The sequence below is a fragment of the Paenibacillus sp. MER 99-2 genome, from assembly GCF_023714095.1.
In the GTDB taxonomy this organism is placed as follows: Bacteria; Bacillota; Bacilli; order Paenibacillales; family Paenibacillaceae; genus Paenibacillus.
Map to the genome: position 1 here is coordinate 1 of NZ_JAMAUZ010000006.1, position 26,047 is coordinate 26,047.

Genomic DNA, 26,047 nt, shown 5'->3' on the forward strand with positions numbered 1-26,047 from the left:
CTACGCGTTTGGTGGCGATGGCGGAGGGGTTCCACACGTACCCATCCCGAACACGACCGTTAAGCCCTCTAGCGCCGATGGTACTTGGACCGCAGGGTCCTGGGAGAGTAGGACGCCGCCAAGCAAAGAACCACTGCCGATGTTATTCGGTGGTGGTTTTTATTTATGTTTAGAAACAGCCTGATCTTGGATTGGGCTGTTTTTTTGTGTTTATATAGTTAACCATGTCGATTCAGAAGACTGTGTTTGTACCCGACACACAAGATTAAATTCAAATTCCCCCCAAACGGGTTATGAATGCTTAAGAGCTTTTTGAGAGATATTAACAAAATGATTGAATCACAGTTCACTATGATCGTTCTCATTTAAGATGAATAGCTCTTGTTATATTCCATTTTGGAATGGTTGCTGAAATTTATTATTTTTTAGTACCAGATACTAATAGTAGGTGCTATAATAATAAAAACACTAACGGAGGTGCTAGTATGAATCAATCAAAAGCGATAATCACCGCATTCGGGACGTATGTGCCAGAGCGAATCCTAAGTAATGCTGATCTGGAGAAAATGGTTGATACAAGTGATGAATGGATTGTACAGCGTACTGGCATGAGAGAACGCCGGATCGCAGATGAAAATCAATATGTATCGGATTTGGCTACCAAAGCTGTAGAAGATATGATTGGTCGTTACGAGGTTAACGTAAACGATGTTGATATGATTCTTTTTGCAACGAGCACACCTGAGTATGCTTTCCCAAGTTCGGCTTCCAGAGTCCAGGCTAATCTTGGCATTCCACATACAGGTGTACTTGATCTAAATGCTGCTTGTGCAGGCTTCACATATGGTATGCAAATGGCAGATAGCTTGGTAACGAGTGGAATGTATCGCAAGGTATTGGTGATTGGGGCAGAGACTTTATCCAAAATTACGGATTATACGGACCGCACAACCTGTGTGCTATTTGGGGATGGAGCCGGTGCTTTTCTGGTGGAACGATCTGCTGAGGAAGGCGACTTTATGGCAGCAATCTCAGGAACGCACGGAGAAGGTGGGGTTCATTTATATAAGAGTGGTTTATCATCAGAGATGAATGGTTCACCTTTGAAGGTAGAGGGGAGCCTTGTTCAAAATGGTAGAGAAATCTACAAATGGGCTGTACGCATGATTCCTGAACAATTAAGCCATCTCATCGCAAAAGCAGAATTAGAGCCTGAACAGATTGACTGGTTTGTCCCACACAGTGCCAATATGAGAATGATCGAGGCAGTCTGTGAGCGTGGCCCGATTCCACTGGAACGAACATTAACCAGTATGGAATACCGAGGGAATACGTCTGCTGCATCCATCCCGCTTGCGTTGCAGCTTGCAGTGGATGAAGGAAAGTTGAAACATGGCCAACGAGTAGCGTTGTTTGGCTTCGGAGGTGGCTTGACGTACTCGGGTCTCGTCCTTAAATGGGGCGTGCCAGATAAAGCCTAGTCTCAAGCAGTAACCATTACATTATAACGAAGAAGCTGGAGTATCACTCAATGTAGAGCGGTACCCCAGCTTTCTATTTTCCGTAATACTTTTTTCATAATATCCTTTAACCTAACTTGAAAATAATGTGCTGTTGATCAGGCATAGAGATACATAGTGGGTTAATCGCGTGCTTTTATTATTATCTCTTCTTTACCATGAGCCATAATTCTAGATGTGAATTTTTAACATGATAAAGCCGGTCAGTCACATATGACTAAATATAATGATAGCAGTATACGTGTGTGTGCCAACTCGGCAAAATAATTACGGTGTCAGTTTAGGCGCTTGACGGTGGTGAGTACCTTGCTCGTAGCTATATGCTAGTTTGATCAGAGTACCTTCGTCGAACGCACGCCCCAGAAACTCGATGCCTACTGGCAAGCCGTCGGTTGTGAAACCTGCTGGAACAGTGATTGCTGGGAAACCAGAGAACGGACTGAGTCGGTTGTTACCACCGGAAGTTTGTCCTTCACCAATAATGCCAGCAGCCTGCGTGGATGTAGGATAGATAATGGCATCCAAATTATTGTCTGCCATGACTTTCAGCAGGGATTCACGTGTAACTTTGGTACGTTTCAGAACGATGTCCTTATATTCTGTTGTTTCTAACGTTTCACGGGCATCCCGTGCCTTCATGGATTGCTCCTGCGCTTTATCGAATTCTCCGGAAGCGATGATCTCAGACAGACTATGGTAAGGAGCCTCTTCGCCTAAAGAATCAAGGTAGTCATTCAACTGGAATTTGAATTCGTACCCACTGAGACTTGGGTATTTATTGATCTCTGTCAGATTCGGGATGGAGATCGGAACTGCCGTAGCACCGAGTGATTTAAGTTCTTCTACTGCATTATGGATGACGTCAGCGACAGCCTTTTCTTCTGCTTTGGTGCTTGGAATCAGTTCTGCAGCGACACCAATACGTGCACCTTTAAGCCCGTCAACATCCAGGAAGTCTGTGTAACTGGAAGGGATTTTGCCTACAGCGTAAGCAGTAGCTACATCCTTTTTGTCATAGCCTACAGTAGCATCCAACATAATCGCGGCATCACTCACTGTACGAGCCATAGGGCCACCAACATCCTGTGTCAACGCCAGAGGAATGATACCTTCACGACTGGACAGTCCGATGGTTGGGCGAATGCCTACAAGACTATTGAAGCTGGACGGAATACGGATCGAGCCACCTGTATCTGTACCCAAGCCTGCAGCAGCGAAGTTTGCGGCAATGGATGCTCCAGTTCCGCCGCTAGAACCACCTGGATAGTGATCCAGTGCGTATGGGTTAAGTGTTTGTCCTCCCAGCGAGCTGGATGTCGTAATGCCAAATGCGAACTCGTGCAGGTTGGTTTTGCCCAAAATAATAGCACCTGCTGCCTTGAGTTTCTTCACTTGTTCAGCATCGTGAGCTGGGATAGAGTCTTTCAGACAGATACAGCCGGCAGTGGTCGGCATATCATTGGTATCGAAGTTGTCCTTCACAAGGACTGGAATGCCATGCAGAGGACCGCGAGCACCCTGCGCTGCCCGTTCTGCGTCCAATTGCTCTGCAATTTTCAGTGCATCCGGGTTTATTGTCAGGACAGCATTAATGCTGACGCCCTGATCATCGTACTTTTCGATACGATCCAGGTATTGTTGTACGAGCTCTTTGGATGTCAGTTTTCCTTGCGTCATCGCCGTTTGGAGATCCATAATTGTGGCTTCCTCCAAAACGAACGGTTTTATGTAGTTAAATACGCGGTCTTTTAATACGGCGACATCATTCTCAGTAAGGATAGCGTTGGGTAGGAAAAGAGAATCAGTATAGCCCTTCATCAGTCCAGCAGCGTTCAAAGATGCTACAGCATCAGCATAATCAGCTTGCTCGGGTACATCCTTGAAGGAGATTGTGGCAGAGTCAAGTTTAAGCCATTGTTGTAAGGCTAAGGCAGCATCTTTGCGCTTAATGGTTGTGCCGGAGAGCTTGTCCATCGTAAAAGGCACGCCTGCAAGCGTAGCCGCTTCCTCCATGGCTCCTACGAATGTTGCAGCACTAGCCGGTGCTTTGGCTGGGGATATCGTGGCAGTAGAAGTTTTACTCGCTGGCGTTGCTGTTGCGGCAAATGCTGAAGGTACTGTGGCTCCTCCCCAAGTTGCAGCGACGACAACACTCGCCATTAACAATGCCCCACTTTTTCTAAATACAGATCCATGATAAGTCATGCATCCACGCTCCCTTCCTGTGTCTCAGATGATGTGTGTAAGTTATCTGTGTGAATATGCTTTTGCACATTCTATATGCATGTCAGGTAATCTTACAATGTTAATATTTATCCAAAAAAACGTATACATAATAAACTTTATTGAGTATTACTCTTTATTTCTCTTATTTTCTTGTGCTATTAAAACATATAAATCTATAATTTGTTGCAAAATATAACTTATATATAACATAAATATAACATTAATATAAGGTAAGTAGTCGCGAACGATGTTATATGAAGCATATAATAGAAGAAGTATTGAGCCGAGTTGGAAGGGACAGCATACCTCCACCTTGAAATGATATAATAAAAAATAGAAGCAACCGAACGTTAAGTTCATGTTCAAAAGGTCAGTTTGAAACAACCCCTTAACGTTTTATCAGAAAGGAAGAGATATGAAGTGAAGACATTGGTACTCGCAGAAAAACCGTCTGTCGCACGCGAAATAGCCAGGGTCATGGGTGCGCGTGATAAACATAAAAGCTATATTGAAGGACCAAAATACATCGTGACCTGGGCACTTGGGCATCTAGTAGGTCTTGCAGAACCAGAGGATTACGACAAAAAGTATGCAACATGGAACCTGGAGGATCTACCGATTCTGCCGGAGCGTACGAAGCTTAAAGTGCTTCGGGAAACGAATCATCAATACAAAGCGGTACAGCAATTAATGAAACGTCAAGATGTCGGAGAACTGGTCATTGCTACGGATGCAGCCCGTGAGGGAGAACTGCTCGCTCGGTGGATTATGCAGATGGCGCAATGGAAGAAGCCGTTTAAACGCTTGTGGATTTCTTCTCAGACAGATAAGGCGATTAAGGATGGATTTGCATCACTGAAGCCAGGCAGTCAATTCGATCGTCTCTATGAATCTGCACGCTGTCGTGCGGAAGCAGACTGGATGATTGGACTTAATGTAACGCGTGCTCTAACCGTTCGTTTCAATGCACAGTTGTCGGCTGGTCGTGTTCAGACCCCAACCTTGGGCATGATTATGGATCGAGAAAATGAAATTAACGGGTTTCGCTCACAAGAGTATGAGACATTGACGGCAGATCTGGGTGGTTTTCAGGCCGTTTGGCGTGCGAGTGGCGGGGATTCTCGGATCTTTGACCCACAAGAAATGCAACAATTGAAGCAACGGATTGAAGGCCGTAAAGGCACGATCGCTCAAGTGAAAAAAAGTGAAAAGGTAGAGCCACATCCACTAGCGTATGACCTGACAGAGCTACAACGAGATGCCAACCGAAAATACGGCTTCTCTGCCAAACAAACATCGAATGTTCTACAACGGCTATACGAACAGCACAAACTGGTTACGTATCCGCGTACAGACAGCCGTTATTTGACTTCTGATATGGTGGGAACGCTTAAAGAGCGGCTGGAGAGTGTAGCTATTGGTCCTTATGCCTCTATCGCACGTCCTTTGCTGCGCAAAAACCTAAATATCACTAAACGCATCGTGGACGATAGTAAAGTAACAGACCACCATGCCATCATTCCGACGGAGCAGACCGTGCTACTGAATCAGCTTAGCCCAGAGGAACGTAAACTGTATGACCTCATTGTGCGTCGTTTCATCAGCTTGTTCTATCCGGCAGCTAAGTACGATTCTGTAGCGATTACCGTTCAGGTGGGCAACGATTCATTCCATGCCAAAGGCACAACCGTGAAAGACAGTGGATGGCGTGAAGTATATGGCGGAGATTATAGCGATGATGACGATGACCGTACGGATGATGATGCTAACCAAGAACGTGTGCTTCTGCCAGATGTGCAGCAAGGACAGTCTGTAACCGTTCAGCGTTGTCATGTGAAGAGTGGACGGACGATGCCGCCTAAACGGTACACCGAAGCTGCATTGCTCTCTCAGATGGAGAAACATGGACTTGGTACGCCAGCTACGCGAGCAGATATCATTGAGAAACTGGTTAGCTCCGATACGATTGATCGCCAAGGCAATAGCATGCATCCAACAGGCAAAGGAAAGCAGTTATTTGAGCTTGCTGCTCCGCAGCTTCGCACTCCGGAACTAACGGCTCGCTGGGAGGCTGAACTGGAACGAATTGCTCGTGGACAAGGTAAACCAGGCCCTTTCCTGGACAGTATTCGTTCAATGGCGAAAGAACTGGTGTCAACGGTCAAAGGAAGCAAAGCCGAATACAAGCCTCATAATGTATCCAATAGCCACTGTCCAGACTGTAACGCACGATTGTTAGAGAAAAAAGGAAAGCGCGGCAAATTCTTAGTTTGTCCTACAGAGGACTGTGGTTATCGCCGCTTGGCAGAGAAGAGATTGTCGAACCGCCGCTGCGCACAGTGTCACAAAAAGATGGAGATCAAAGAGGGCAAAGCAGGATTATACGTGCAGTGCTTGCCTTGTGGAATTACGGAGACATTGGATAAGGACAAAAAGCATGTGAACAAACGTGAACAGCAAAAGCTGGTGAAGCAATATGCCAAACAGGAATCGATCGGTTCCAATCTCGGAGATTTGCTGAAAGCGGCTATGGAGAAGAAAGGGAACTAAAAGTATAGACGCATTCTTTTATTTGAGAATACCTATTACAACATTGAATTCTATTGCGAGGGTTTGACTACAAAACGGTTGCGATACTGTTTGGGTGTGAGACCCGTATGTTTTCGGAATACTTTAATGAAATAGCTCTGATCGTAAAAATTCAATAATGGGTAAATCTCACTGAGTTGATAGTCCGAGAAAACAATGAGATTCTTCGCTTCTTCAATGCGCTGCTTCTGGATAAAAATCTTCAGAGCCTCTCCAGTCTCTTCCTTAAATTTACGGGAGAGGTAGGAGGGGCTTATTTGAAGATGATTGGCAAGTACATCTAAGTCAAGGTCATCATACAGGTGATTGAAAATGTATTCTTGACATAGCAAGATATCCTTGGAAAAGTGAGCGCGATGAACCTTCTCCACCCTTTCGGTAAAATCAACAAGGATGTCTTCGAGCAGAGGATGGATGGAATCAATCTGAGTTACACCTTCGATCTGCTGAATATATGTATCGCTTAGTGTAAGAGCAACCTCCGAGTATAACCCACCGTCGATGGCGGCTCGAGTTCCTATAGCAATAGCCGAAATGATGAGATTCTTTTTGCTTCGGAGGCTGTCATTCTTGGATAATCTCCCGTAAACTCCGTTCATCTCCGTGAATTGTTTCAGGTAGAGCAGCATCTTCTTCTTGTTTCCTAAACGAACTTGTTCAAAAAACTTCCGCTCCGCTAAATATGACTTGTGATACAAGTTATTCTCTCTCTGTTCTAGTAATGAAAGATCAAGGACATTCTCCGTTTTGTTATTCACCACACTCTGATTATCTTCAATGACTTGCTCCAGATTTAATGCCTCATTATGCATTAGATAGTGAGCCAGAATGGCTGCACTGATTAACTGCCTGTGATCTACCTGATGTGAGTCTGCTGTATCAAGTTGTTGATCAATCATATTATTGTCCATAAATCTTTGTGAATTAGGCCATAAAATGAGACGACCTTGCCCCTCTTTCGAGGAGATCGGCATGAGGATCAATGTATCTGCTTGCTTATTCATATAGACAAGTTGGATTTTTTGGTGGAGCGGGATAGAGAGAAGGTGACCCACTAGTTCCCTAGAGGAATTTGTTTGATTGGACATAGAGGGTTGAACACTGGTGAAGGAATGTAGCCGTTCAGAGCCATCCGCAATATAAAAAACGGGAATGCGGGTAGAGTCATAGATTAAATGTAAGATCCATTGAAGCTGTTTGTTAGGTAACATGGATGAATCCTCCCTCATTAGTTGTACGCTTAATACCATTTATCACAAATTAATACCATAAATATATAGAGAATTATTTTATATTTCAATTAGTAAAATAGAGCGCTTTCTATCAATGAACACATAAGTGTAAATGGATCTCAATCAATGCTTTGTTTTCAAATTAACTATTTTGACAAGGGGTAGGTACGATGTATTTAGTGATGGATCTTGGTGGGACATTTGTGAAATACGCTCTGATGAGCTCTGGTGGGGATATCGTATTCAAAGATAAGCGACCGACTAGAAGAACCAATCTTCAAGAATTAGAGGAAGTCCTCTATTCCATCATTGATGCTCAAGAACGATCTTCCCTTCAAGGAATCGCTATTAGCTGCCCAGGAACGATCGATGTGGAAACGGGGATGGTTTATCACGGCGGCTTTTTCCCATTTTTACATGAGATTAATCTGGCGAAACTTCTTGCAGATCGTTATGACATAGATGTGTCGATTGAAAATGATGGTAAGTGTGCTGCACTTGCAGAATTATGGCTTGGAAGTGTAAAACACGCGAAAGACTCCATTGTGCTTGTGCTTGGTAGTGGAATCGGTGCAGGTATTATTGTAGAAGGCAAGCTTCAACGAGGGGCGAATTTGTCTGCTGGGGAAGTTAGTTACATCATGAGTAAGATTGATCCTGTGACAAAAGAAGCTACGTATTTTGGGCTGGATTGTTCCGCAGTAGGAATGGTTCAGCAGATCGGTGAGAAGAAGGGATTGCAAGATCCTACCGATGGAGCAGCGGTATTTGAGTTTATCAACCAGCAGGACCCTGAAGCTACGGAAATATTCAATAATTATTGCCTGAATGTGGCGGTGCAGATTATGAATTTGCAATATATTTTAGATCCAGAGCTGTTTGCAATTGGGGGAGGAATCAGTGCACAGCCTGTTCTCTTGGAGCGTCTGGAGTGGGCGATTGATGAGCTGAAACGATTGAATCCATTTCATAAGGCGAGTCCTAAGATTACGGCTTGTACGTTCAGGAACGATGCTAATCTGTATGGGGCACTTTATCATTTTTTGGACAGTCAGGATAAACGAATGCATACCGCCTCCCAGGCGTAGGCACATCTTCGTATAAGATCCTCCGTTTTCAGGCAACGTAAGCCAAGGAGGTGATACCCATATGCCGCACAACAAACCAGAGAAACGCCATAATCAGCAAAATAAAGACAGTATCCGCGAAGAGAGTATCGCTGTGCGTCCGGAGAAAGAAGCCAAACGAGCGCCAAGTCTAAACGGGATACCCAAACAGGAGTCTTAGAATAAGTAGTGTAATGCAGTTCCCCTTTCCGCGTTGAACATGTACCAGTCTTGGGATTATAATGGAGGCAGGGAGATGTCCCGGGATAGGGGGACTGCTTAATACATGCAAACCGGACTTATTTTGTGGTTTATATTTATTAATGTAGTAGGATATCTGGTGATGTCCGATGACAAGAGGCGTGCCCAGCAACGTCGAGATCGTACACCTGAACGCACATTGTTTTTGCTCGCTTTCATTGGTGGAGCGCTTGGAGTCTGGATCGCCATGTATCGCAAAAGGCACAAAACGAAGCATCCGAGCTTCAAGATCGGTATTCCTCTGCTTGTGTTTCTGAATGCAGTAATGTATGGCTACTTTCTCCAGTAATGGAGTAAGGTGAGCTGAACGGGATCAAACGTTTCTGGATCATTCTTTTTAGAACGTAGTGTACATGTTCGATCCATCTCACATAAGTTGATATGTAAATTCATTCTTATGAATGGTTCATCTTGGCTCTGGAACGTTTAAAGAATGACATGGAGTACAAGGTTTTAAAGTGCGTTAGGATGCTGCCCCGAAGCTTGCTTCGGATGTTCTACATATATAAGGAAGGGACGGGATTCACATGTTATTTTCCAAAATTTTAGTAGCTTACGATGGTTCTAAAGCTTCAAATAAAGCACTTGATCGCGCGATTGAACTCGCCAAAGTATCACCAGATGCAGTACTGGATGTTATTCATGCCTTTGATTTCCCGCGTGTATTCATCGGCGAGGGATTGGCTCCACTGCCGCCTTCTCTCAACAATGACTATTACAATCTTGCAGTACAAACGACGGATGAAGCGAAAGAGCGAATCCAGGCTGCTGGAGTAACGGCTAATGTGGATCTGATTCAAGGAGCTGCTGCGGAAGTGTTGCTTGATTTTGCAAAAGAAAACGGCTCGGACATCATTATTATTGGCAGCCGCGGGCTGGGTGGAATTCGGGAGTTTGTTCTGGGCAGTGTCAGCCATAATGTAGTACAACATGCTCAGATTCCAGTACTTATCGTTAAATAGTGTAGAAGTGTCTAACACTTCAATGGAAAAAGCCGGTAGTCTTCGAGAGATTGAAGAGGAGCCGGCTTTCTTTTATGGAATGAAATGGTTAGTGGAATGCCGTGAAATGAGTAATTCCCGAACATTATATTTGTCAATATGTTAAATGTTCGTCTTTAAGTTGACATTCGCTGTAGGGGATTGTTAAAATGTTAGATGTGTCGATCAAGTAAGAATAAGGTCGAGTAGGAACGAATGCTGTTGAAGATTTTATTAGATTATAAACGAAGTTTGCAAGAGACTGAACCTAGAATTTTGCAATATAGAGATTTGCTCGTATAACGCCGGGAATAGGGCCCGGAAGTATCTACCCGGGAACCGTAAATTTCCGGACTACGAGGAGATACGGCTGAGAGTCGCATGGAATCAACATGCGGACAGCAAGCCCCTTTTGGCATGCCCAAATGCGGGATACGTATTTCTTGGAGTCCGGTGTCCGGAGAAAATGTATGTTTTCGCGGGTAGCGGATTTTTTTGTTCCATGAGCATGAGGGTGGACACAAAAAGGAATGCTGGAACGTGACATTATCCAAAAAGCTCAGACGGGAGTTGAATGTATTCATGTCAGTGCAAGTTGCTGTAATTATGGGCAGTAAGTCAGATTGGGAAACGATGAAGCATGCGTGTGAGGTGCTTGATGAGTTAGAAATCGGTTATGAGAAAAAAGTAGTATCCGCTCATCGCACACCAGATTTGATGTTTGAGTATGCTGAGCAAGCCATTGATCGAGGATTCAAGGTCATCATTGCGGGTGCAGGCGGGGCGGCACATTTACCTGGCATGGTTGCAGCCAAAACGATGTTGCCCGTGATCGGCGTGCCTGTGCAGTCCAAAGCATTAAACGGCCTCGATTCCCTCTTGTCCATTGTTCAGATGCCTGGCGGAATACCTGTTGCTACCGTGGCCATTGGTAAAGCAGGAGCGACGAATGCAGGTTTACTCGCTGCTCAGTTCATCGGTGCTTTTGATGAGGAAGTTCGGAACCGTGCGGAAGCTCGTAGAGAACGAATTAAACGTGAAGTGTTAGAAAGCAGTGATGAGCTATGATGATGCCTAATAAGCAGTCAGAAGCGACTAGCGAAGCCAAACGTGTACTGCTTCCTGGACGGACCACGATAGGTATTCTGGGGGGCGGTCAGCTCGGACGTATGCTAACGTTGTCTGGAACGGCGATGGGGTATCGATTTGTAACGCTTGATCCTGTTGCAGATGCACCTTGTGGACAAGTTGCCCGTCAGATTGAAGCGGGTTATGACGACGAAGCTGCTGCTAGGAAATTGGCGGAGCAATGCGACGTAATTACGTACGAGTTTGAAAATGTGGATGCTGGTGTTGCCGCTCTTCTGGAGCGTGAATCGTACGTACCACAGGGAAGTACACTACTGTATACCACGCAGCATCGTTTACGTGAGAAGCGGGCTATTGAGGCGGCAGGTGTGCGCGTTGCACCTTATCGTGAGATTACCAATTTGGATACAATGCAAGCGGCTGTTCGAGAACTAGGTGTCCCGTGTGTACTGAAGACGGTAACCGGTGGGTATGATGGCAAAGGCCAGCGAGTTATTCGCGAAGCTAGCCAAGCGGTTGAAGCTTATGAAGAACTTGCCTCCACAGGTGCGGAATTGGTGCTGGAGCAGTTCATTAAGTTTGATTGCGAGATCTCAGTTGTGGTTGCGCGCAGTACACAGGGGGAGATCAAAACGTTCCCGGTAGCCGAGAACATTCATGTGAACAACATTCTGCATACGTCCATTGTACCTGCAAGGGTACCAACGGAGATCCAGTTAGAGGCACAGAGACTGGCGGCAGCCGTTGCAGAATCGATGCAAGCGGTCGGCTTGCTCGCAGTTGAGCTGTTTGTAGCAGCGGATGGAAGACTTTATGTGAATGAGCTAGCTCCAAGACCACATAATTCGGGGCATTATACGATGGAAGCTTGTGCAACTTCACAGTTTGAACAGCATATTCGTGCTATTTGTGGATTGCCGCTTGGAGATACAACACTCTTAAGTCCTGTGGTTATGGTCAATGTGCTTGGCGAGCACCTGGAAGGGGTCATCGATCGGATGGGTCAATCAGACGCAGAAGCGATGGAACTCGGGGTTATTCCCAAGCTTCATATATATGGTAAAACTGAAGCGAAAACAGGAAGAAAGATGGGGCATGTCAATCTGCTCTGTCAGGATGTCGAAGAAGGATTGCAATGGATTGAACAAACTAATCTCTGGAGGAATACAAATTCATGATCGAACGTTATAGCAGACCCGAAATGAGAGCCATCTGGACAGAAGAGAACAAATTCAAGTCATGGCTGGAAGTTGAAATTTGTGCATGTGAGGCGTGGGCCGAACTGGGTGTTATCCCAAAAGAAGAAGCAGCATTGCTTCGTCAGAACGCATCTTTTGACATCGATCGCATCTATGAGATTGAACAAGAAACACGTCATGATGTTATCGCATTTACACGTACTGTATCGGAAAGTCTTGGCGCGGAGCGGAAATGGGTACACTACGGACTGACTTCTACAGATGTAGTAGATACGGCGCTGGGATATGTCCTTCGTCAAGCCAATGAGATTCTGGAACGCGATATCGTGAATTTCATAGAAATCCTGCGTGAGAAAGCACTGGCATATCAGCACACACCAATGATGGGACGTACACACGGGGTGCATGCGGAGCCAACAACGTTTGGTTTGAAAATGGCATTGTGGCATGAAGAGATGAAGCGTAACCTGGAGCGTTTCCGCCATGCGGCAGACGGCGTACAGTTCGGTAAAATCTCCGGTGCAGTTGGAACGTATGCAAACATCGATCCATTCGTTGAAGAGTTTGTCTGCGAGAAGCTCGGCACGAAGCCTGCGCCAATCTCTACACAAACATTGCAACGTGACCGTCATGCGGAATACATGGCAACACTGGCATTGGTCGCAACTTCCCTGGACAAGTTCGCTACAGAAGTTCGTGCACTGCAAAAGAGTGAGTTCCGTGAAGTGGAAGAGGCATTCGCTAAAGGTCAAAAAGGATCTTCTGCAATGCCGCATAAACGCAATCCAATTGGTAGTGAAAACATCTCAGGTCTGTCCCGCGTCATTCGCGGACATATGGTATCAGCTTATGAGAACGTAACGCTCTGGCATGAGCGTGATATCTCGCATTCTTCCGTAGAGCGCGTGATCCTGCCTGATGCAACGATGTTGCTGAACTACATGCTGAACCGCTTCGGTAACATCGTGAAAAACTTGACGGTATTCCCAGAGAACATGAAACGCAACATGGAGCGCACCTTTGGCGTACCGTTCTCGGGTCGCGTGATGACGAAGCTGATCGACAAAGGCTTCAGCCGTGAGCAAGCGTACGATACGGTGCAACCACGTGCGATGCAAGCATGGGAAGAGCAAAGACAGTTCCAGGACATCGTGAAGTCTACACCTGAAATTACAGAAGTGCTGAGCGAGGAAGAAATCGCAGATGCATTCAACCCATCATGGCACCTGAAGCATGTAGATACCATCTTCAAAAAGCTTGGTTTAAACGACTAATATTTCAATAAGGCTATAGAGCAGAATGATGGGTTTGCAGGGAACGCAGAGGACAGAAATAAGCTGAAGAAGCGAAGCGTTCGCCTTTATTCCCGGATTTTCACTTTGGAAAAGTGATCAAAAAAATCTGGGAATAACAGCGATCGAAAGATTGTTCTGTCAGCGGAGTGGAGTCCGCACCATCAGGATTCTGTCCCTAGCCTTACATCTCCTGAAAGAAGGTGAGCCAACATGGCGTTGTCCACTGCGGCGGATCTCGTTAAAGCTCCTTTGTTATATAAAGGAAAAGTACGTGAATTGTACGATCTGGGTGAACATTTTTTGATCGTAGTTACAGACCGAATTTCTGCCTTTGACTATGTGTTAGAACCTGCGGTTCCTGAAAAGGGCAATGTGCTCAATAAGCTTAGTAGTTACTGGTTTGAGCTGACGGGCGATATGATGGAAAATCACGTTGTTCATACGGATGTGAACCGGTTGGGAGACATTGTAACTGACCCTGAACTGCTCAAAGACCGCATCATGGTTACCCGCAAAGCGGAGCGTATTGATATCGAATGCGTCGTACGTGGATATATCACCGGGGGCGGCTGGAGACAATATGAGAATAGCGGTGAGGTCAACGGTATTACATTGCCAGAAGGACTTCGCAAAAACGCCAAGCTAGATTGTCCGATCTTCACACCAGCAGCCAAAAACGACGTTGGACATGACGAAGACATTCCAATGGATCGCATGAAGGAACTGGTTGGAGACGCGCTCGCCATCGAGCTTCAGGAAAAAAGCCTGCGCTTGTACGAATTCGCTCGTGATTACTGTGATCAGCGAGGTATCATCTTAGCAGATTGCAAGTTTGAATTCGGTATGGTGGATGGCAAAGTCATTCTGATTGACGAAATTTTTACGCCAGACGCTTCCCGCTTCTGGGCTAAAGAAAACTATGCGCTTGATATTGAAATCGACAGCATGGACAAAGAACCGGTTCGTACGTATCTTGCTGGTACGGATTGGGACAAAAACAGCCAGCCAGATCCATTACCTGAGCAGGTTGTGGAGGCAACAACTGCAAGATACGTCGATATCTATAATCGTTTAACAAGTAGTGTTTGAGGCAAGCTCCAGGAAAGTTTGGGTAAGGTGACGTTTGGTGCGAGCTACGGGAAAGTTTGGCTTTCGATCGCTGTTGCCCCCGGAATGCTTGGATTGTAATCCTTTTTTCAAAAGGAAACATTCCGGTTGCAAAGGCGAACGCTTTCGCTTCTCCAGCTCAAATCTTTCCCTCCGCCAGTCCCAAACTGGGGAGAGGTAGTATTAAATAAGGCTTCCGTCAGGCAGGGAAGCCTATAAAGGTGAAGACATTCAATTTATGTTACACATGTTATCTGTAGCATTAGAGAACCACTTATGTGTAAATGTAGTGGTTAAGATCTCAACCACTTCTAACCGTGCAACGTAAAAGGTTTAGGCCTTTAAAAAAGCGCCGTAGGATCAGGCGGAGGGGCGGAATTGTTCGTAAAGGAGCGAAGCGTTCGCCTTTGTCCCCGGGTTTTGTCCGCAGAGCGGGCTAAACAAATCAGAAAACCTGGGGACAACAGCGACCTGCAGAACAATCCGCCCCGGAGCCACCACCCAAGACTAACTATTTTTTTAACAGCATAAAGCATTTATCCCGTTCATTACTGAGGAGGAACATAAGGATCATGATTAAAGCAACCGTATATGTCACTATTAAGCAAAGCGTACTCGACCCGCAAGGCGTAGCAGTTCAAGGAGCCCTACATTCGATGGGATTCAATGAAGTTGAAAGTGTACGGATCGGTAAAGTCATGGAACTGAACCTGGATACGACAGATCGTGTAGAAGCGGAGAAACGATTGAAAGTGATGTGTGAGAAGCTGCTCGCGAACACCGTTGTTGAAGATTACCGCTACGAATTGGAGGGTTAATCTCATGAAATTTGCAGTTCTTGTGTTCCCTGGCTCCAACTGCGACATCGACTGTTACAAGGCAGTAGAAGACGCGATTGGACAAGAGGTTGATTATGTATGGCACACGGCTACAGATCTATCGGCTTATGATTGCATTCTGGTTCCAGGTGGTTTCTCGTATGGTGACTACCTGCGTTGCGGCGCCATTTCCCGTTTCGCACCTGTAATGAACGAGGTAGCCAAAGCTGCTGAACAAGGTAAATATGTTCTTGGCATTTGTAACGGATTCCAGATCCTGACTGAAGCTGGTTTGCTTCCAGGTGCGTTGATCCGTAACACATCCCTGAAATTCCGTTGTCATGATACCGTATTGAAAGTAGTCAATGCAGATACACCATTTACACGTGACTATACGCAAGATGAAGAGATTATTATTCCGATTGCACACGGTGAAGGAAACTATTATTGCGATGATGCAACACTTGCAAGCTTGCAAGCGAACAACCAAATCGTATTTACGTATGGTAGCAATCCGAATGGTTCCCTTGGCGATATCGCGGGAATCAGCAATATCGGTGGAAATGTGGTCGGCATGATGCCGCATCCAGAGCGCGCAGTAGATTCATTGCTCGGCTCAGAAGACGGCAAACGTATGTTTACATCTATTTTGAAAGCATGGAGGGATAAGCATGACGCAGCAGCTATCCGCTAAGGAACCGACAGCAGAACAGGTCGCAGAACATAAACTTTACGCCCAAATGGGTGTGTCGGACAGTGAATATGAGCTGATCTGTGAATTCATGGGACGTAAGCCAAACTACACAGAGATTGGTGTCTTCAGTGTAATGTGGTCGGAACACTGTGCATACAAAAATTCCAAACCACTCTTGCGTCGCTTCCCAACAAGTGGCCCGCGTGTCCTGATGGGACCGGGTGAAGGTGCGGGTATCGTCGATATCGGTGATAACCAAGCCGTTGTTTTCAAAATTGAAAGCCATAACCACCCTTCCGCAGTTGAGCCTTACCAAGGCGCGGCGACAGGTGTAGGCGGCATTATCCGTGATATTTTCTCCATGGGTGCTAGACCTGTTGCATTGCTGAACTCTCTACGTTTCGGCAAGCTGGAGAGCGATCGCGTTAAATATCTGTTCGAGCATGTTGTAGCAGGTATTGCTGGATATGGTAACTGTATCGGTATTCCTACCGTTGCGGGTGAAGTGATGTTTGACGAGAGCTACGAAGGTAACCCACTGGTTAACGCCATGTGTGTGGGTCTGATTGATCATGATAAAATTCAGCGCGGTGTAGCTAAAGGTGTAGGTAACCCGGTGTATTATGTTGGGCCGCCAACAGGCCGTGATGGTATTCACGGTGCAACCTTTGCTTCGGTTGAATTGACAGAAGAGTCTGAATCTCAACGTACAGCCGTTCAAGTCGGTGATCCATTCATGGAGAAGCTGGTTATGGAATCCTGTCTGGAATTGATCGACACAGGCATCGTGCTGGGTATTCAGGATATGGGTGCTGCGGGCTTAACGTGTTCGAGTGCGGAGATGGCAAGTAAAGCAGGCAATGGTCTGGAATTGTATCTCGATCAGGTGCCACAGCGTGAAGAAGGCATGACCCCTTACGAAATGATGCTATCTGAGTCTCAGGAGCGTATGTTGTTCGTGGTAGAGCCGAAGGATGAAGCACAGGCGCTGGAAATCTTCGAACGTTGGGGCGTAATCTGTGCCAAGGTTGGTAAAGTTACGGATGATGGTCGTCTGAAACTGATCCACCATGGCGAAGTGGTTGGCGATATGCCAGTAACGGCACTGGTTGACGAATGTCCTGTATATGACAAGCCATCTTCTGTACCTGCGTACTATGAAGCGAGTGCTTCCATCGACACGCTTCGTTACGACGAAGTGTCGGATCTCGGTGGCGCATTGAAACAAGTACTGGCTTCACCAACGGTGGCTAGTAAGAAGTGGGTATACGATCAATACGATTACATGGTGCGTACAAGCACAGCCGTTCGTCCAGGTTCGGATGCAGCGGTGGTGACAATTCGCGGAACGCGCAAAGGTCTGGCGATGACAACGGATTGTAACGGACGTTATGTATATCTTGATCCAGAAGTGGGCGGAAGAATTGCGGTGAGTGAAGCTGCGCGTAACATTGTATGTTCTGGTGCAGAGCCACTTGCAATTACGGACAACCTGAACTTCGGTAACCCGGAGAAACCAGATATTTTCTGGCAGATGGAAAAAGCAGTCGACGGTATGGCGGAAGCTTGTCGCGTATTGGATACACCAGTCATCGGCGGTAACGTAAGTTTGTACAATGAAAACGCCAAAGGCTCCATCTATCCAACGCCAGTTGTCGGTATGGTAGGTCTCGTTCATGATACGGATCATATTACGACACAAGCCTTCAAATCCGAAGGAGATGTCATCATCCTTCTCGGTGACACGAAAGCTGAACTGGGCGGCAGCGAGCTGCAATACGCCGTTCATGGTCAGACAGAAGGCCGTCCGCCAGAGTTGAACTTGCAGACGGAAAAAGCGTTGCTTAGCACCGTGCTCGAAGCGATTCAATCTGGACTTGTTCGTTCAGCACATGACTTGTCTGAGGGTGGTCTAGCGGTTGCTTTGGCTGAGTCTTGCATCAGCGGTAACGTAGGTGCACAAGTGAACGTGGAGACTACACTCCGCGGTGATCATGCACTCTTCAGTGAAAGCCAATCCCGTATTTTGCTATCGGCTTCGCCGGAGCAAGCAGGTAAGCTTGAAGCGTTTGTTCGTGAACGCGGTGTGCCTGTAGCTGTGATTGGACGTGTAGAAGGAAGTAATCTTACGATTGAATTGAACGGAAGATCAGCTGTGAACGAACCCGTAGGAGGTTTGACTCAGGTCTGGGAGGATGCGATTCCATGTCTCATGAACTGATGACAGGGCCGTTGTGGACAGGTGATTACTATAATGAAGGGTCCGGTAAGGAAGGACTCGACAAATTAAAGGAAGAATGCGGCGTTTTCGGGGTGTTCAGACACCCTGAAGCCGCTTCGTTATCCTATTATGGTCTGCATGCTTTGCAGCATCGGGGCGAAGAAAGTGCGGGAATGTGTGTAAGTGATGGTAATCAGTTTAACTACCATCGCGGGATGGGACTCGTGAAGGAAGTATTCACGAAGGATCTGATGCAGACACTAACTGGTGATATTTCTATCGGGCACGTTCGGTATTCAACGAGCGGCGACAGCAAGCTGACTAATGCACAGCCATTGGTATTCAAATACCGTGACGGTGATCTGGCTGTTGCGACCAATGGTAATATCGTTAATGCACCGACGATCCGCCGTGAATTGGAACAGAGCGGTTCAATCTTCCAGACGACAAGTGATACAGAAGTCATTGCCCATCTGATTGCCCGTTCTTCCAAAGGTCTGGTGGAAGCGGCGAAGGATGCATTTCAGCGGATCGTGGGTGGCTATGCGTTCTTGATTATGACGAACGACAAGTTGCTCGTTGCTTCTGATCCTCATGGTCTGCGTCCATTGACAATGGGTAAGCTCGGGGACGCATATCTATTTGCTTCTGAGACATGTGCGCTCGAAACAATCGGTGCTGAACTGATCCGCGACATTGAGCCAGGTGAACTGCTTGTACTGGATGCCGACGGGCTGCATGAAGATCGATTTGATCATCATAAACACCGCAAAGCGCTGTGTGCGATGGAATATATTTATTTTGCTCGTCCGGACAGTGACATGAATGGTGCGAACCAACATGCTGCCCGTAAACGGATGGGAAGCCGTATGGCGATTGAGGCATTTGTAGATGCGGACTTGGTTACGGGGGTACCAGATTCCAGTATCTCGGCAGCGATTGGATACGCTGAACAGACGGGGATTCCGTATGAGATGGGTATGATCAAAAATAAATATACAGGTCGCACATTTATCCAACCGAGCCAAGAACTACGGGAGCAAGGTGTGAAGATGAAACTGAGCGCCGTGCGCCGTGTAGTTGAAGGCAAACGTGTAGTTATGATCGACGACTCTATCGTGCGTGGTACGACATCCCGCCGGATCGTGAATATGCTGCGTGACGCGGGAGCTACGGAAGTACATGTGCGGATTACATCGCCGCCGTTCAAAAATCCTTGCTTCTATGGGATCGATACACCGGATAGCCGCGAACTGATCGCTTCATCATTGTCTGTGGAAGAGATATGCCGTGAGATCAATGCGGACTCTCTGGCGTTCCTTAGCCCGGATGGGTTGATTACATCCATTCAAGGAGATAATCAGGATGACTACAAGGGCGGGCTATGCCTTGCATGCTTCGATAATGATTATCCAACTCGTCTCGACTTTAATGGCGAAGAAAAATTCGGATGTAGTTGTTAGGAGATTAGGCTTATGGGAAGAAAAAGCTATAATGAGGGCGATATTTTTCTGATTCCGATGCATGATGGGCGTTTGGCTGTATGTCAGGTCGTAAATGCATTGAGAGGACGCTTCAAAAAGGCATTTTCATTCGGCGTGATGAGCATTCAGCATGACGAAACCGTAAGCTTCGAGGATCGCGAATTCCTTGTCTATCCTTACATGCAGCGAAAGAACAGCGTGGTCTTCACATCACCGGCACATCTCAAAGATGGAACATGGAGAATCATCGGTAACATCCCATTAACGCCAGCGAAGAAAGAACTGCAAGTATTTCAATGTGCGGGGCATTTGTACGCTGGAGATGAGTATATCCGCAATCTCTCGCCCACAGAATACAGTCAGTATATTACGCTCGGCGTGGCAGGGTTTGAGTTGGTACAGAACCATTTATTAGAGATGAAACAGTAATATATTAGTTCAACTAAATTTTTTACACGAGAACGGAGAGGACAGAAATAACCTGAAGAAGCGAAGCGTTCGGCTAAAAGCTTTCTTACAGAAAGCTACATCGGAAGCATAAGCTATCTCCGGTTTTTCCCTTTGAAGAAGGAAATCAAAAAAATCTGGAGATAACAGCGATCGGAGGTTATTCTGTCATCGGAGTGGCAAGTGTAAATATTCATTAGTTGAACTTATATAAATACGATACTTGGAATGAAATATAGAACCAGATGAAGGGTGCGATGGTAGTGTCAGAAGCATACAAAAACGCCGGCGTCGATATCGCGGCAGGCAACGAAGCGGTAGAACGGATGAAAAAGCATGTAAAACGTACCTTCCGTCCGGAAGTCATGACAGACCTGGGTGGATTCGGTGCCCTGTTCGGCTTGAACAAGGATAAATACGATGAGCCGGTACTTGTTTCCGGTACAGACGGTGTAGGAACGAAGCTGAAAATCGCGTTTGCTATGGATCGCCACGATACGATTGGAATTGACGCGGTAGCCATGTGTGTGAATGATATTGTCGTACAGGGCGCAGAGCCATTGTTTTTCCTCGACTATCTGGCATGTGACAAAGTCATTCCGGAGAAGATTGAAGCCATTGTTGCGGGAATCGCAGAAGGTTGTCATCAGTCCGGTTGTGCGCTGATTGGTGGCGAAACAGCTGAAATGCCAGGTATGTATAGTGAAGGTGAGTACGATATTGCCGGATTTACCGTTGGTATTGTAGATAAAGCCAAAATCATTAACGGTACAACCATCGCTCCTGGCGATACGGTAATTGGACTTGCATCCAGTGGTGTACACAGCAACGGCTTCTCCTTGGTACGTAAGCTGCTGTTGGAGCAAGCCGGACTGAGTCTGCAGGACGAAGTGCAGGAACTCGGTGGTAAACTGGGCGATGCGCTGTTAGAGCCTACGAAGATTTATGTGAAGCCATTGTTGTCCTTGCTGGAGAACGTAAAGGTAAAAGGTATGGCTCATATCACTGGTGGTGGATTCATTGAGAATATTCCTCGGATGTTGCCTAGCAACGTAAATGTGGATATTGACCACGGCTCATGGCCAATCCTGCCGATCTTCAACCTTTTACAAGAGAAAGGCAATGTCTCTAACCGTGATATGTTCACAACATTTAACATGGGGATCGGTCTTGTGCTGGTTGTTAATGAAGCTGATGCCGCAGAAGCTCTGCAACAACTGAAATCATCTGGTGAAGAAGCGTACATCATTGGCCGTGTTACCGAAGGAGATGCGCGAGTAACCTTCACAGGAGCTGATGTTTAATGACGAATTACCGGATTGCTGTATTTGCCTCGGGTGAAGGGAGTAACTTTCAGTCATTGGTTGATGCAGTGCGGAACGGGGGGCTGAATGCATCCGTTGAGTTGTTGGTATGTGACAAACCTGCTGCACGTGTCGTGCAGCGGGCACAGGATGCTGGCGTGGATTGCCATCTCTTCACTCCGAAGAATTATGAGTCACGAGAAGCCTACGAGAAAGAGATCGTTGAGGCGTTAGAAGCGAAAAGTATAGATCTGGTCGTTCTTGCTGGATATATGCGTTTGCTCACTTCAGTCGTGGTGGATCGGTATGCAGGACGATTAATTAATATCCATCCCTCACTTCTTCCAGCGTTCCCTGGCAAAGATGCTGTCGGACAGGCATTAGAGTATGGTGTGAAGATTACAGGTGTGACTGTTCATTTTGTGGATGGAGGTATGGATACAGGGCCTATTATTGCCCAACATCCAGTACCAGTTTTGCTCGGGGATACAGCGGAAACCATCAGCAAATCCATTCATGCTGCTGAACAGCAGTTATACCCTGAAGTGGTATCCTGGTTCGCTCAAGGTCTGATCCAATTAAACGGACGCCACGTCACCGTTAACAAACCGGTTTGATATAAGTTGCTTCTTTTTACACGTTAACGGAGAGGACAGAAAAAAACCTGGAAAAGCGAAGCGCTCGCCTAAAAGCTTTCTGCAATAAAGCTACATCGGAAGCTTACGCTTATCACCGGATTTTTTCCTTGAGAAAAGGGAATCAAAAAAATCTGGGGATAACCGCTACTCTCAAGGTTGTTCTGTCATCGGAGTGTTCCGTGTAAACACCATGGTTCAACATATATAACAGGAGTCGAATATTGGTACGCATTTTGTGATATTTCTCGGGAAATAAATCGGCTGTGTTTCGTCATGAAACGCGAAGCTATGGGACATTAAAGGAGGAGCATATTGTGAGTATCAAAAGAGCGCTGGTCAGCGTATCAGATAAAACAGGCATCGTGGACTTTTGCCGCGAGCTGTCGCAAATGGGTGTAGAGATTATTTCGACAGGGGGCACAAGCAGCCTATTGTCGAAGGAAGGCGTACCTGTTATCGGAATCTCGGATGTAACTGGATTCCCGGAAATTATGGACGGACGTGTCAAAACATTGCATCCTGCAGTTCATAGTGGATTGCTTGCTGTTCGTGACAACGAAGAGCATACACGTCAGATGGAAGAACTCGGCTTAGGCTACATCGATTTGGTTGTTGTTAATCTGTATCCATTCCAGGAGACGATTGCAAAACCGGATGTGGCGTATGAAGATGCCATCGAGAACATCGACATTGGTGGTCCAACCATGCTCCGCTCGGCAGCTAAAAACCATGCTTTTGTCAGTGTTGTTGTAGATGCTGCTGACTACAGCCAAGTGCTGGAGGAAGTACGTAACAGTGGTGATACTACGCTGGAAACACGCAAACGGCTTGCGGCAAAAGTTTTCCGTCATACGGCGGCTTATGATGCACTTATCTCTGATTACTTGTCTAATGTGAATGGTGATCCACTGCCAGAGCGTTTGACTGTTACTTACGAAAAGCTCCAGGATTTGCGTTATGGCGAAAATCCACATCAACAGGCGGCATTCTACCGCAAACCGCTCGCTGCTCAGGATACATTAACGACAGCGGAGCAATTGCATGGTAAAGAATTGTCCTACAACAACATCAATGATGCCAACGCAGCATTGCAGATCGTAAAAGAATTCGAAGAGCCTGCTGTAGTGGCAGTAAAACATATGAATCCTTGCGGTGTAGGTGTCGGCGAGAGCATCTATGAAGCTTATAGCAAAGCATATGCAGCAGATCCAACCTCGATTTTTGGCGGAATTGTTGCAGCTAACCGCATTATCGATAGTGATACCGCGGCTAAATTGAGTGAGATTTTCCTTGAGATCGTCCTGGCTCCTGATTTCACACAAGAGGCGCTTGAGATCTTGACGAAGAAGAAAAACATTCGTTTGCTCAAAACGGGTGAATTGAGTGCAGCTCGCAATCGTGAGAGCCAATTCGTGGTGACATCCATCGATGGCGGTATGATTGTACAACAATCGGATGTACACTCCATTGAAGCTAGTGAATTGAACGTGGTGACAGATCGTGCACCTTCCGAAGAAGAGCTGAAACAACTGCTGTTTGGCTGGAAAGTGGTTAAACATGTGAAGTCCAACGCGATTGTACTCGCAGCAAATGACATGACTGTAGGTGTTGGCGCTGGACAGATGAATCGTGTTGGTGCAGCCAAAATTGCGATTGAGCAGGCTGGAGAGCAAGCTAAGGGAGCAATCTTGGCATCCGATGCTTTCTTCCCAATGGGAGATACGCTTGAATTGGCTGCCAAAGCAGGCATTACGGCCGTGATTCAACCTGGCGGTTCGATTAAGGACGAAGAGTCGATCAAAGTAGCAAACGAGTATGGCATTGCTATGGTATTCACAGGCGTTCGTCACTTCAAACACTAAGATTAAACGGTAATACCAACAACGATGAACAAGCGAATCCGCTTGTTCATCCTCGTTTTGGGAGAAGAATTGAATTATTTATATTAACGAACATCATTCATGAGGGGGAAACGAAGTGATGGATATTCTGGTAGTTGGCGGCGGCGGCCGTGAGCATGCGATCATCTGGGCATTGGCGAAGAGCCCAAAGGTAGATAAAATTCACTGTGCTCCGGGAAATGCAGGTATTGCACAGCTAGCCGAATGTCACCCAATCGGGGTGCATGAATTCGATAAACTAACCGCGCTGGCTGTCGAGCTAAAGGTTGGTCTGGTTGTCATTGGACCAGATGACCCACTGGCAGATGGTATTGTTGATGCATTTGATGACACACGTATTCCAGTGTTTGGCCCACGTCGGAATGCTGCCGAGATTGAGGGTAGCAAAACATTTATGAAGGATCTGCTTCATAAATACAACATTCCAACTGCAGCCTACGAGAAGTTCGATAATTATGAACAAGCACAAGCTTATCTGAATGCACAATCCATTCCTGTGGTGATCAAAGCGGATGGACTTGCGGCAGGTAAAGGGGTAACTGTAGCTTATTCACGGGAAGAAGCAGATCAGGCTCTGCGCAGCATTATGGTGGACAAGGTATTTGGAGAAGCTGGTGCCAAGGTCATTATTGAAGAATTCCTTGCCGGCCAGGAAATGTCCATCCTCGCCTTTGTTGATGGGGAGACGGTTCGTCCAATGGCTGCTGCTCAGGATCATAAGCCTGTATTCGATAACGATCAGGGTCCAAATACGGGGGGCATGGGTACATACTCACCATTGCCACACATTGATCCTTCTATTATTGAAGAAGCGGTCGAGACCATTATCAAACCAACCGCGAAAGCGATGGTATCTGAAGGACGTCCATTCCAAGGTGTTCTGTTTGCTGGGCTGATGATCTCTCCTGACGGTAAACCTAAAACGATTGAGTTCAATGCTCGTTTTGGTGATCCAGAGACACAGGTTGTGTTGCCTCGTCTGAAATCAGATTTGTTCGACATTTTCTGGGCAACGGTTCATGGCAAGCTTGCTGAAATCGAGATTGATTGGAGCGATGAAGCCGCTGTATGTGTCGTTCTCGCTTCAGGTGGTTATCCAGGTCCATATGCCAAAGGTGTACGCATTGAAGGACTGGACGAAGCCAAGGATGCTATTGTGTTCCATGCGGGCACAGCACGTAATGAATCAGGTGAATGGGTAACGAATGGTGGACGAATCTTGGGTGTTGTTGGTCTGGGTGAAGACATTAGCGAAGCGAGAGAACAAGCATACGCGCAAGCGGAGCTTATTCGTTTTGAGGGTAAACATCAACGGTCGGATATAGCAGCCAAAGCATTAGTCTAATAGAACCTAATAGAACAAGGAATATTAAAGGCTCGTGGGAAATACGCTGATAGCAAAGTGTATGCATCCTGCGAGCCTTTTGTTGCGTATACTGATTATATGAATTCGCAGAGAAGTTTTAGTTATATCCCAGAAGTGCACGAATGAATATTCATTCACGCGACTTAATTAGTACAAATAGATGGTGTTTAGGGAATAAATACGTAGGGTAGTAATTGTATAAATAAACAATTAGATGGATGGATCTTCATACATATAGACTATTCTGTGAACAATACATATGGCTAAGTACTCCAAACCATAACGTGCAACTGGATGGTTGGGAGCGGAACGTGGTATACTTTTCTGAAACAGGAATGAACAAGAAGGGAGGTGGATATCTATTGGGAAGGCGATATTGTAAACTGTCCAAATGGAGAATTAAGGTGGAGTAAATCGGGGAAACAGTTAACAGCATGAGGGGTAACCCTGTTTGGATTGAGAAGGTTTCTAGCATGATTGCTGCATCCTTAGTTCCTGTTTTAACAACTTACAAAGCCAAGGTTGACCTATGTAAGTTCATCATTTATCGATTTTATATACGTTTTACGC

21 protein-coding genes, 1 rRNA gene and 1 riboswitch are annotated in these 26,047 nt (G+C 46.2%); of the genes, 20 read left to right on the forward strand and 2 right to left on the reverse strand.

Annotation, left to right across the window (positions count from 1 at the left end):
• The first annotated feature begins 7 nt into the window (after window positions 1–7).
• Window positions 8–124, forward strand: a 5S ribosomal RNA gene (rrf, locus tag M3636_RS21625).
• Between the two features lie 361 nt (window positions 125–485).
• Window positions 486–1,481 (forward strand): ketoacyl-ACP synthase III, encoded by a 996-nt coding sequence (locus tag M3636_RS21630; protein ID WP_128100265.1) that lies wholly within the window; start codon window positions 486–488, stop codon window positions 1,479–1,481.
• Window positions 1,482–1,787: 306 nt separating this feature from the next.
• Here the strand turns inward: M3636_RS21630 and M3636_RS21635 are convergent, their stop codons facing one another.
• Window positions 1,788–3,725, reverse strand: coding sequence for an amidase family protein (locus tag M3636_RS21635; RefSeq protein ID WP_251383975.1), 1,938 nt, complete (start codon window positions 3,723–3,725; stop codon window positions 1,788–1,790).
• A 441-nt stretch (window positions 3,726–4,166) separates the two neighbouring features.
• Between M3636_RS21635 and M3636_RS21640 the strand changes: the two genes are divergently transcribed.
• Window positions 4,167–6,296 carry a DNA topoisomerase III gene (locus M3636_RS21640; protein ID WP_251383976.1) on the forward strand — a complete coding sequence of 710 codons (2,130 nt, stop codon included), beginning with the start codon at window positions 4,167–4,169 and terminating at the stop codon, window positions 6,294–6,296.
• Window positions 6,297–6,346: 50 nt separating this feature from the next.
• Here M3636_RS21640 and M3636_RS21645 read toward each other — a convergent pair whose 3' ends face one another.
• Complete coding sequence (locus M3636_RS21645) at window positions 6,347–7,546, reverse strand: helix-turn-helix domain-containing protein (RefSeq protein ID WP_251383977.1); 1,200 nt, start codon at window positions 7,544–7,546, stop codon at window positions 6,347–6,349.
• Window positions 7,547–7,737: 191 nt separating this feature from the next.
• Between M3636_RS21645 and M3636_RS21650 the strand changes: the two genes are divergently transcribed.
• From M3636_RS21650 to purD, 17 genes are all read left to right on the forward strand, one after another.
• Window positions 7,738–8,655 carry an ROK family protein gene (locus M3636_RS21650; protein ID WP_251383978.1) on the forward strand — a complete coding sequence of 306 codons (918 nt, stop codon included), beginning with the start codon at window positions 7,738–7,740 and terminating at the stop codon, window positions 8,653–8,655.
• A 61-nt stretch (window positions 8,656–8,716) separates the two neighbouring features.
• Window positions 8,717–8,854: a hypothetical protein gene (locus M3636_RS21655; protein WP_164848604.1), complete on the forward strand. Its 138-nt coding sequence runs from the start codon at window positions 8,717–8,719 to the stop codon at window positions 8,852–8,854.
• Window positions 8,855–8,959: 105 nt separating this feature from the next.
• Window positions 8,960–9,223, forward strand: a complete 264-nt coding sequence (locus M3636_RS21660; RefSeq protein ID WP_251383979.1) for a DUF1294 domain-containing protein — start codon at window positions 8,960–8,962, stop codon at window positions 9,221–9,223.
• Between the two features lie 238 nt (window positions 9,224–9,461).
• Window positions 9,462–9,896, forward strand: a complete 435-nt coding sequence (locus M3636_RS21665) for a universal stress protein (RefSeq protein ID WP_128100269.1) — start codon at window positions 9,462–9,464, stop codon at window positions 9,894–9,896.
• Window positions 9,897–10,189: 293 nt separating this feature from the next.
• Window positions 10,190–10,291: riboswitch (purine riboswitch) on the forward strand.
• Window positions 10,292–10,496: 205 nt separating this feature from the next.
• Window positions 10,497–10,982, forward strand: a complete 486-nt coding sequence (purE, locus tag M3636_RS21670; protein ID WP_056693037.1) for a 5-(carboxyamino)imidazole ribonucleotide mutase — start codon at window positions 10,497–10,499, stop codon at window positions 10,980–10,982.
• Complete coding sequence (gene purK / locus M3636_RS21675; protein ID WP_483311538.1) at window positions 10,982–12,181, forward strand: 5-(carboxyamino)imidazole ribonucleotide synthase; 1,200 nt, start codon at window positions 10,982–10,984, stop codon at window positions 12,179–12,181. Before purE ends, purK begins: the two co-directional genes overlap by 1 nt.
• The gene (purB, locus tag M3636_RS21680; RefSeq protein ID WP_128100270.1) at window positions 12,178–13,476 is read left to right on the forward strand and encodes an adenylosuccinate lyase; all 1,299 of its coding nucleotides are present in this window, start codon (window positions 12,178–12,180) and stop codon (window positions 13,474–13,476) included. Before purK ends, purB begins: the two co-directional genes overlap by 4 nt.
• Before the next feature lie 231 nt (window positions 13,477–13,707).
• The gene (locus M3636_RS21685) at window positions 13,708–14,586 is read left to right on the forward strand and encodes a phosphoribosylaminoimidazolesuccinocarboxamide synthase (RefSeq protein ID WP_128100271.1); all 879 of its coding nucleotides are present in this window, start codon (window positions 13,708–13,710) and stop codon (window positions 14,584–14,586) included.
• A 590-nt stretch (window positions 14,587–15,176) separates the two neighbouring features.
• Window positions 15,177–15,422: a phosphoribosylformylglycinamidine synthase subunit PurS gene (purS, locus tag M3636_RS21690; protein WP_090923368.1), complete on the forward strand. Its 246-nt coding sequence runs from the start codon at window positions 15,177–15,179 to the stop codon at window positions 15,420–15,422.
• A gap of 4 nt (window positions 15,423–15,426) precedes the next feature.
• Window positions 15,427–16,116, forward strand: a complete 690-nt coding sequence (purQ, locus tag M3636_RS21695; RefSeq protein ID WP_128100272.1) for a phosphoribosylformylglycinamidine synthase subunit PurQ — start codon at window positions 15,427–15,429, stop codon at window positions 16,114–16,116.
• Window positions 16,094–18,337: a phosphoribosylformylglycinamidine synthase subunit PurL gene (gene purL, locus M3636_RS21700; protein ID WP_251383980.1), complete on the forward strand. Its 2,244-nt coding sequence runs from the start codon at window positions 16,094–16,096 to the stop codon at window positions 18,335–18,337. The genes purQ and purL overlap by 23 nt, the downstream gene beginning before the upstream one ends.
• Window positions 18,322–19,800, forward strand: coding sequence for an amidophosphoribosyltransferase (gene purF / locus M3636_RS21705; protein ID WP_145053246.1), 1,479 nt, complete (start codon window positions 18,322–18,324; stop codon window positions 19,798–19,800). Before purL ends, purF begins: the two co-directional genes overlap by 16 nt.
• A gap of 12 nt (window positions 19,801–19,812) precedes the next feature.
• On the forward strand, window positions 19,813–20,250 hold the full coding sequence (locus M3636_RS21710) for an immunity 26/phosphotriesterase HocA family protein (protein ID WP_251383981.1): 438 nt from the start codon (window positions 19,813–19,815) through the stop codon (window positions 20,248–20,250).
• Window positions 20,251–20,531: 281 nt separating this feature from the next.
• Window positions 20,532–21,572 carry a phosphoribosylformylglycinamidine cyclo-ligase gene (gene purM / locus M3636_RS21715; protein ID WP_128100274.1) on the forward strand — a complete coding sequence of 347 codons (1,041 nt, stop codon included), beginning with the start codon at window positions 20,532–20,534 and terminating at the stop codon, window positions 21,570–21,572.
• On the forward strand, window positions 21,572–22,189 hold the full coding sequence (gene purN / locus M3636_RS21720; RefSeq protein ID WP_251383982.1) for a phosphoribosylglycinamide formyltransferase: 618 nt from the start codon (window positions 21,572–21,574) through the stop codon (window positions 22,187–22,189). Before purM ends, purN begins: the two co-directional genes overlap by 1 nt.
• Window positions 22,190–22,524: 335 nt before the next feature.
• Window positions 22,525–24,072: a bifunctional phosphoribosylaminoimidazolecarboxamide formyltransferase/IMP cyclohydrolase gene (gene purH / locus M3636_RS21725; protein WP_128100276.1), complete on the forward strand. Its 1,548-nt coding sequence runs from the start codon at window positions 22,525–22,527 to the stop codon at window positions 24,070–24,072.
• Window positions 24,073–24,190: 118 nt separating this feature from the next.
• Window positions 24,191–25,456: a phosphoribosylamine--glycine ligase gene (gene purD, locus M3636_RS21730; RefSeq protein ID WP_251383983.1), complete on the forward strand. Its 1,266-nt coding sequence runs from the start codon at window positions 24,191–24,193 to the stop codon at window positions 25,454–25,456.
• Window positions 25,457–26,047 lie beyond the last annotated feature (591 nt).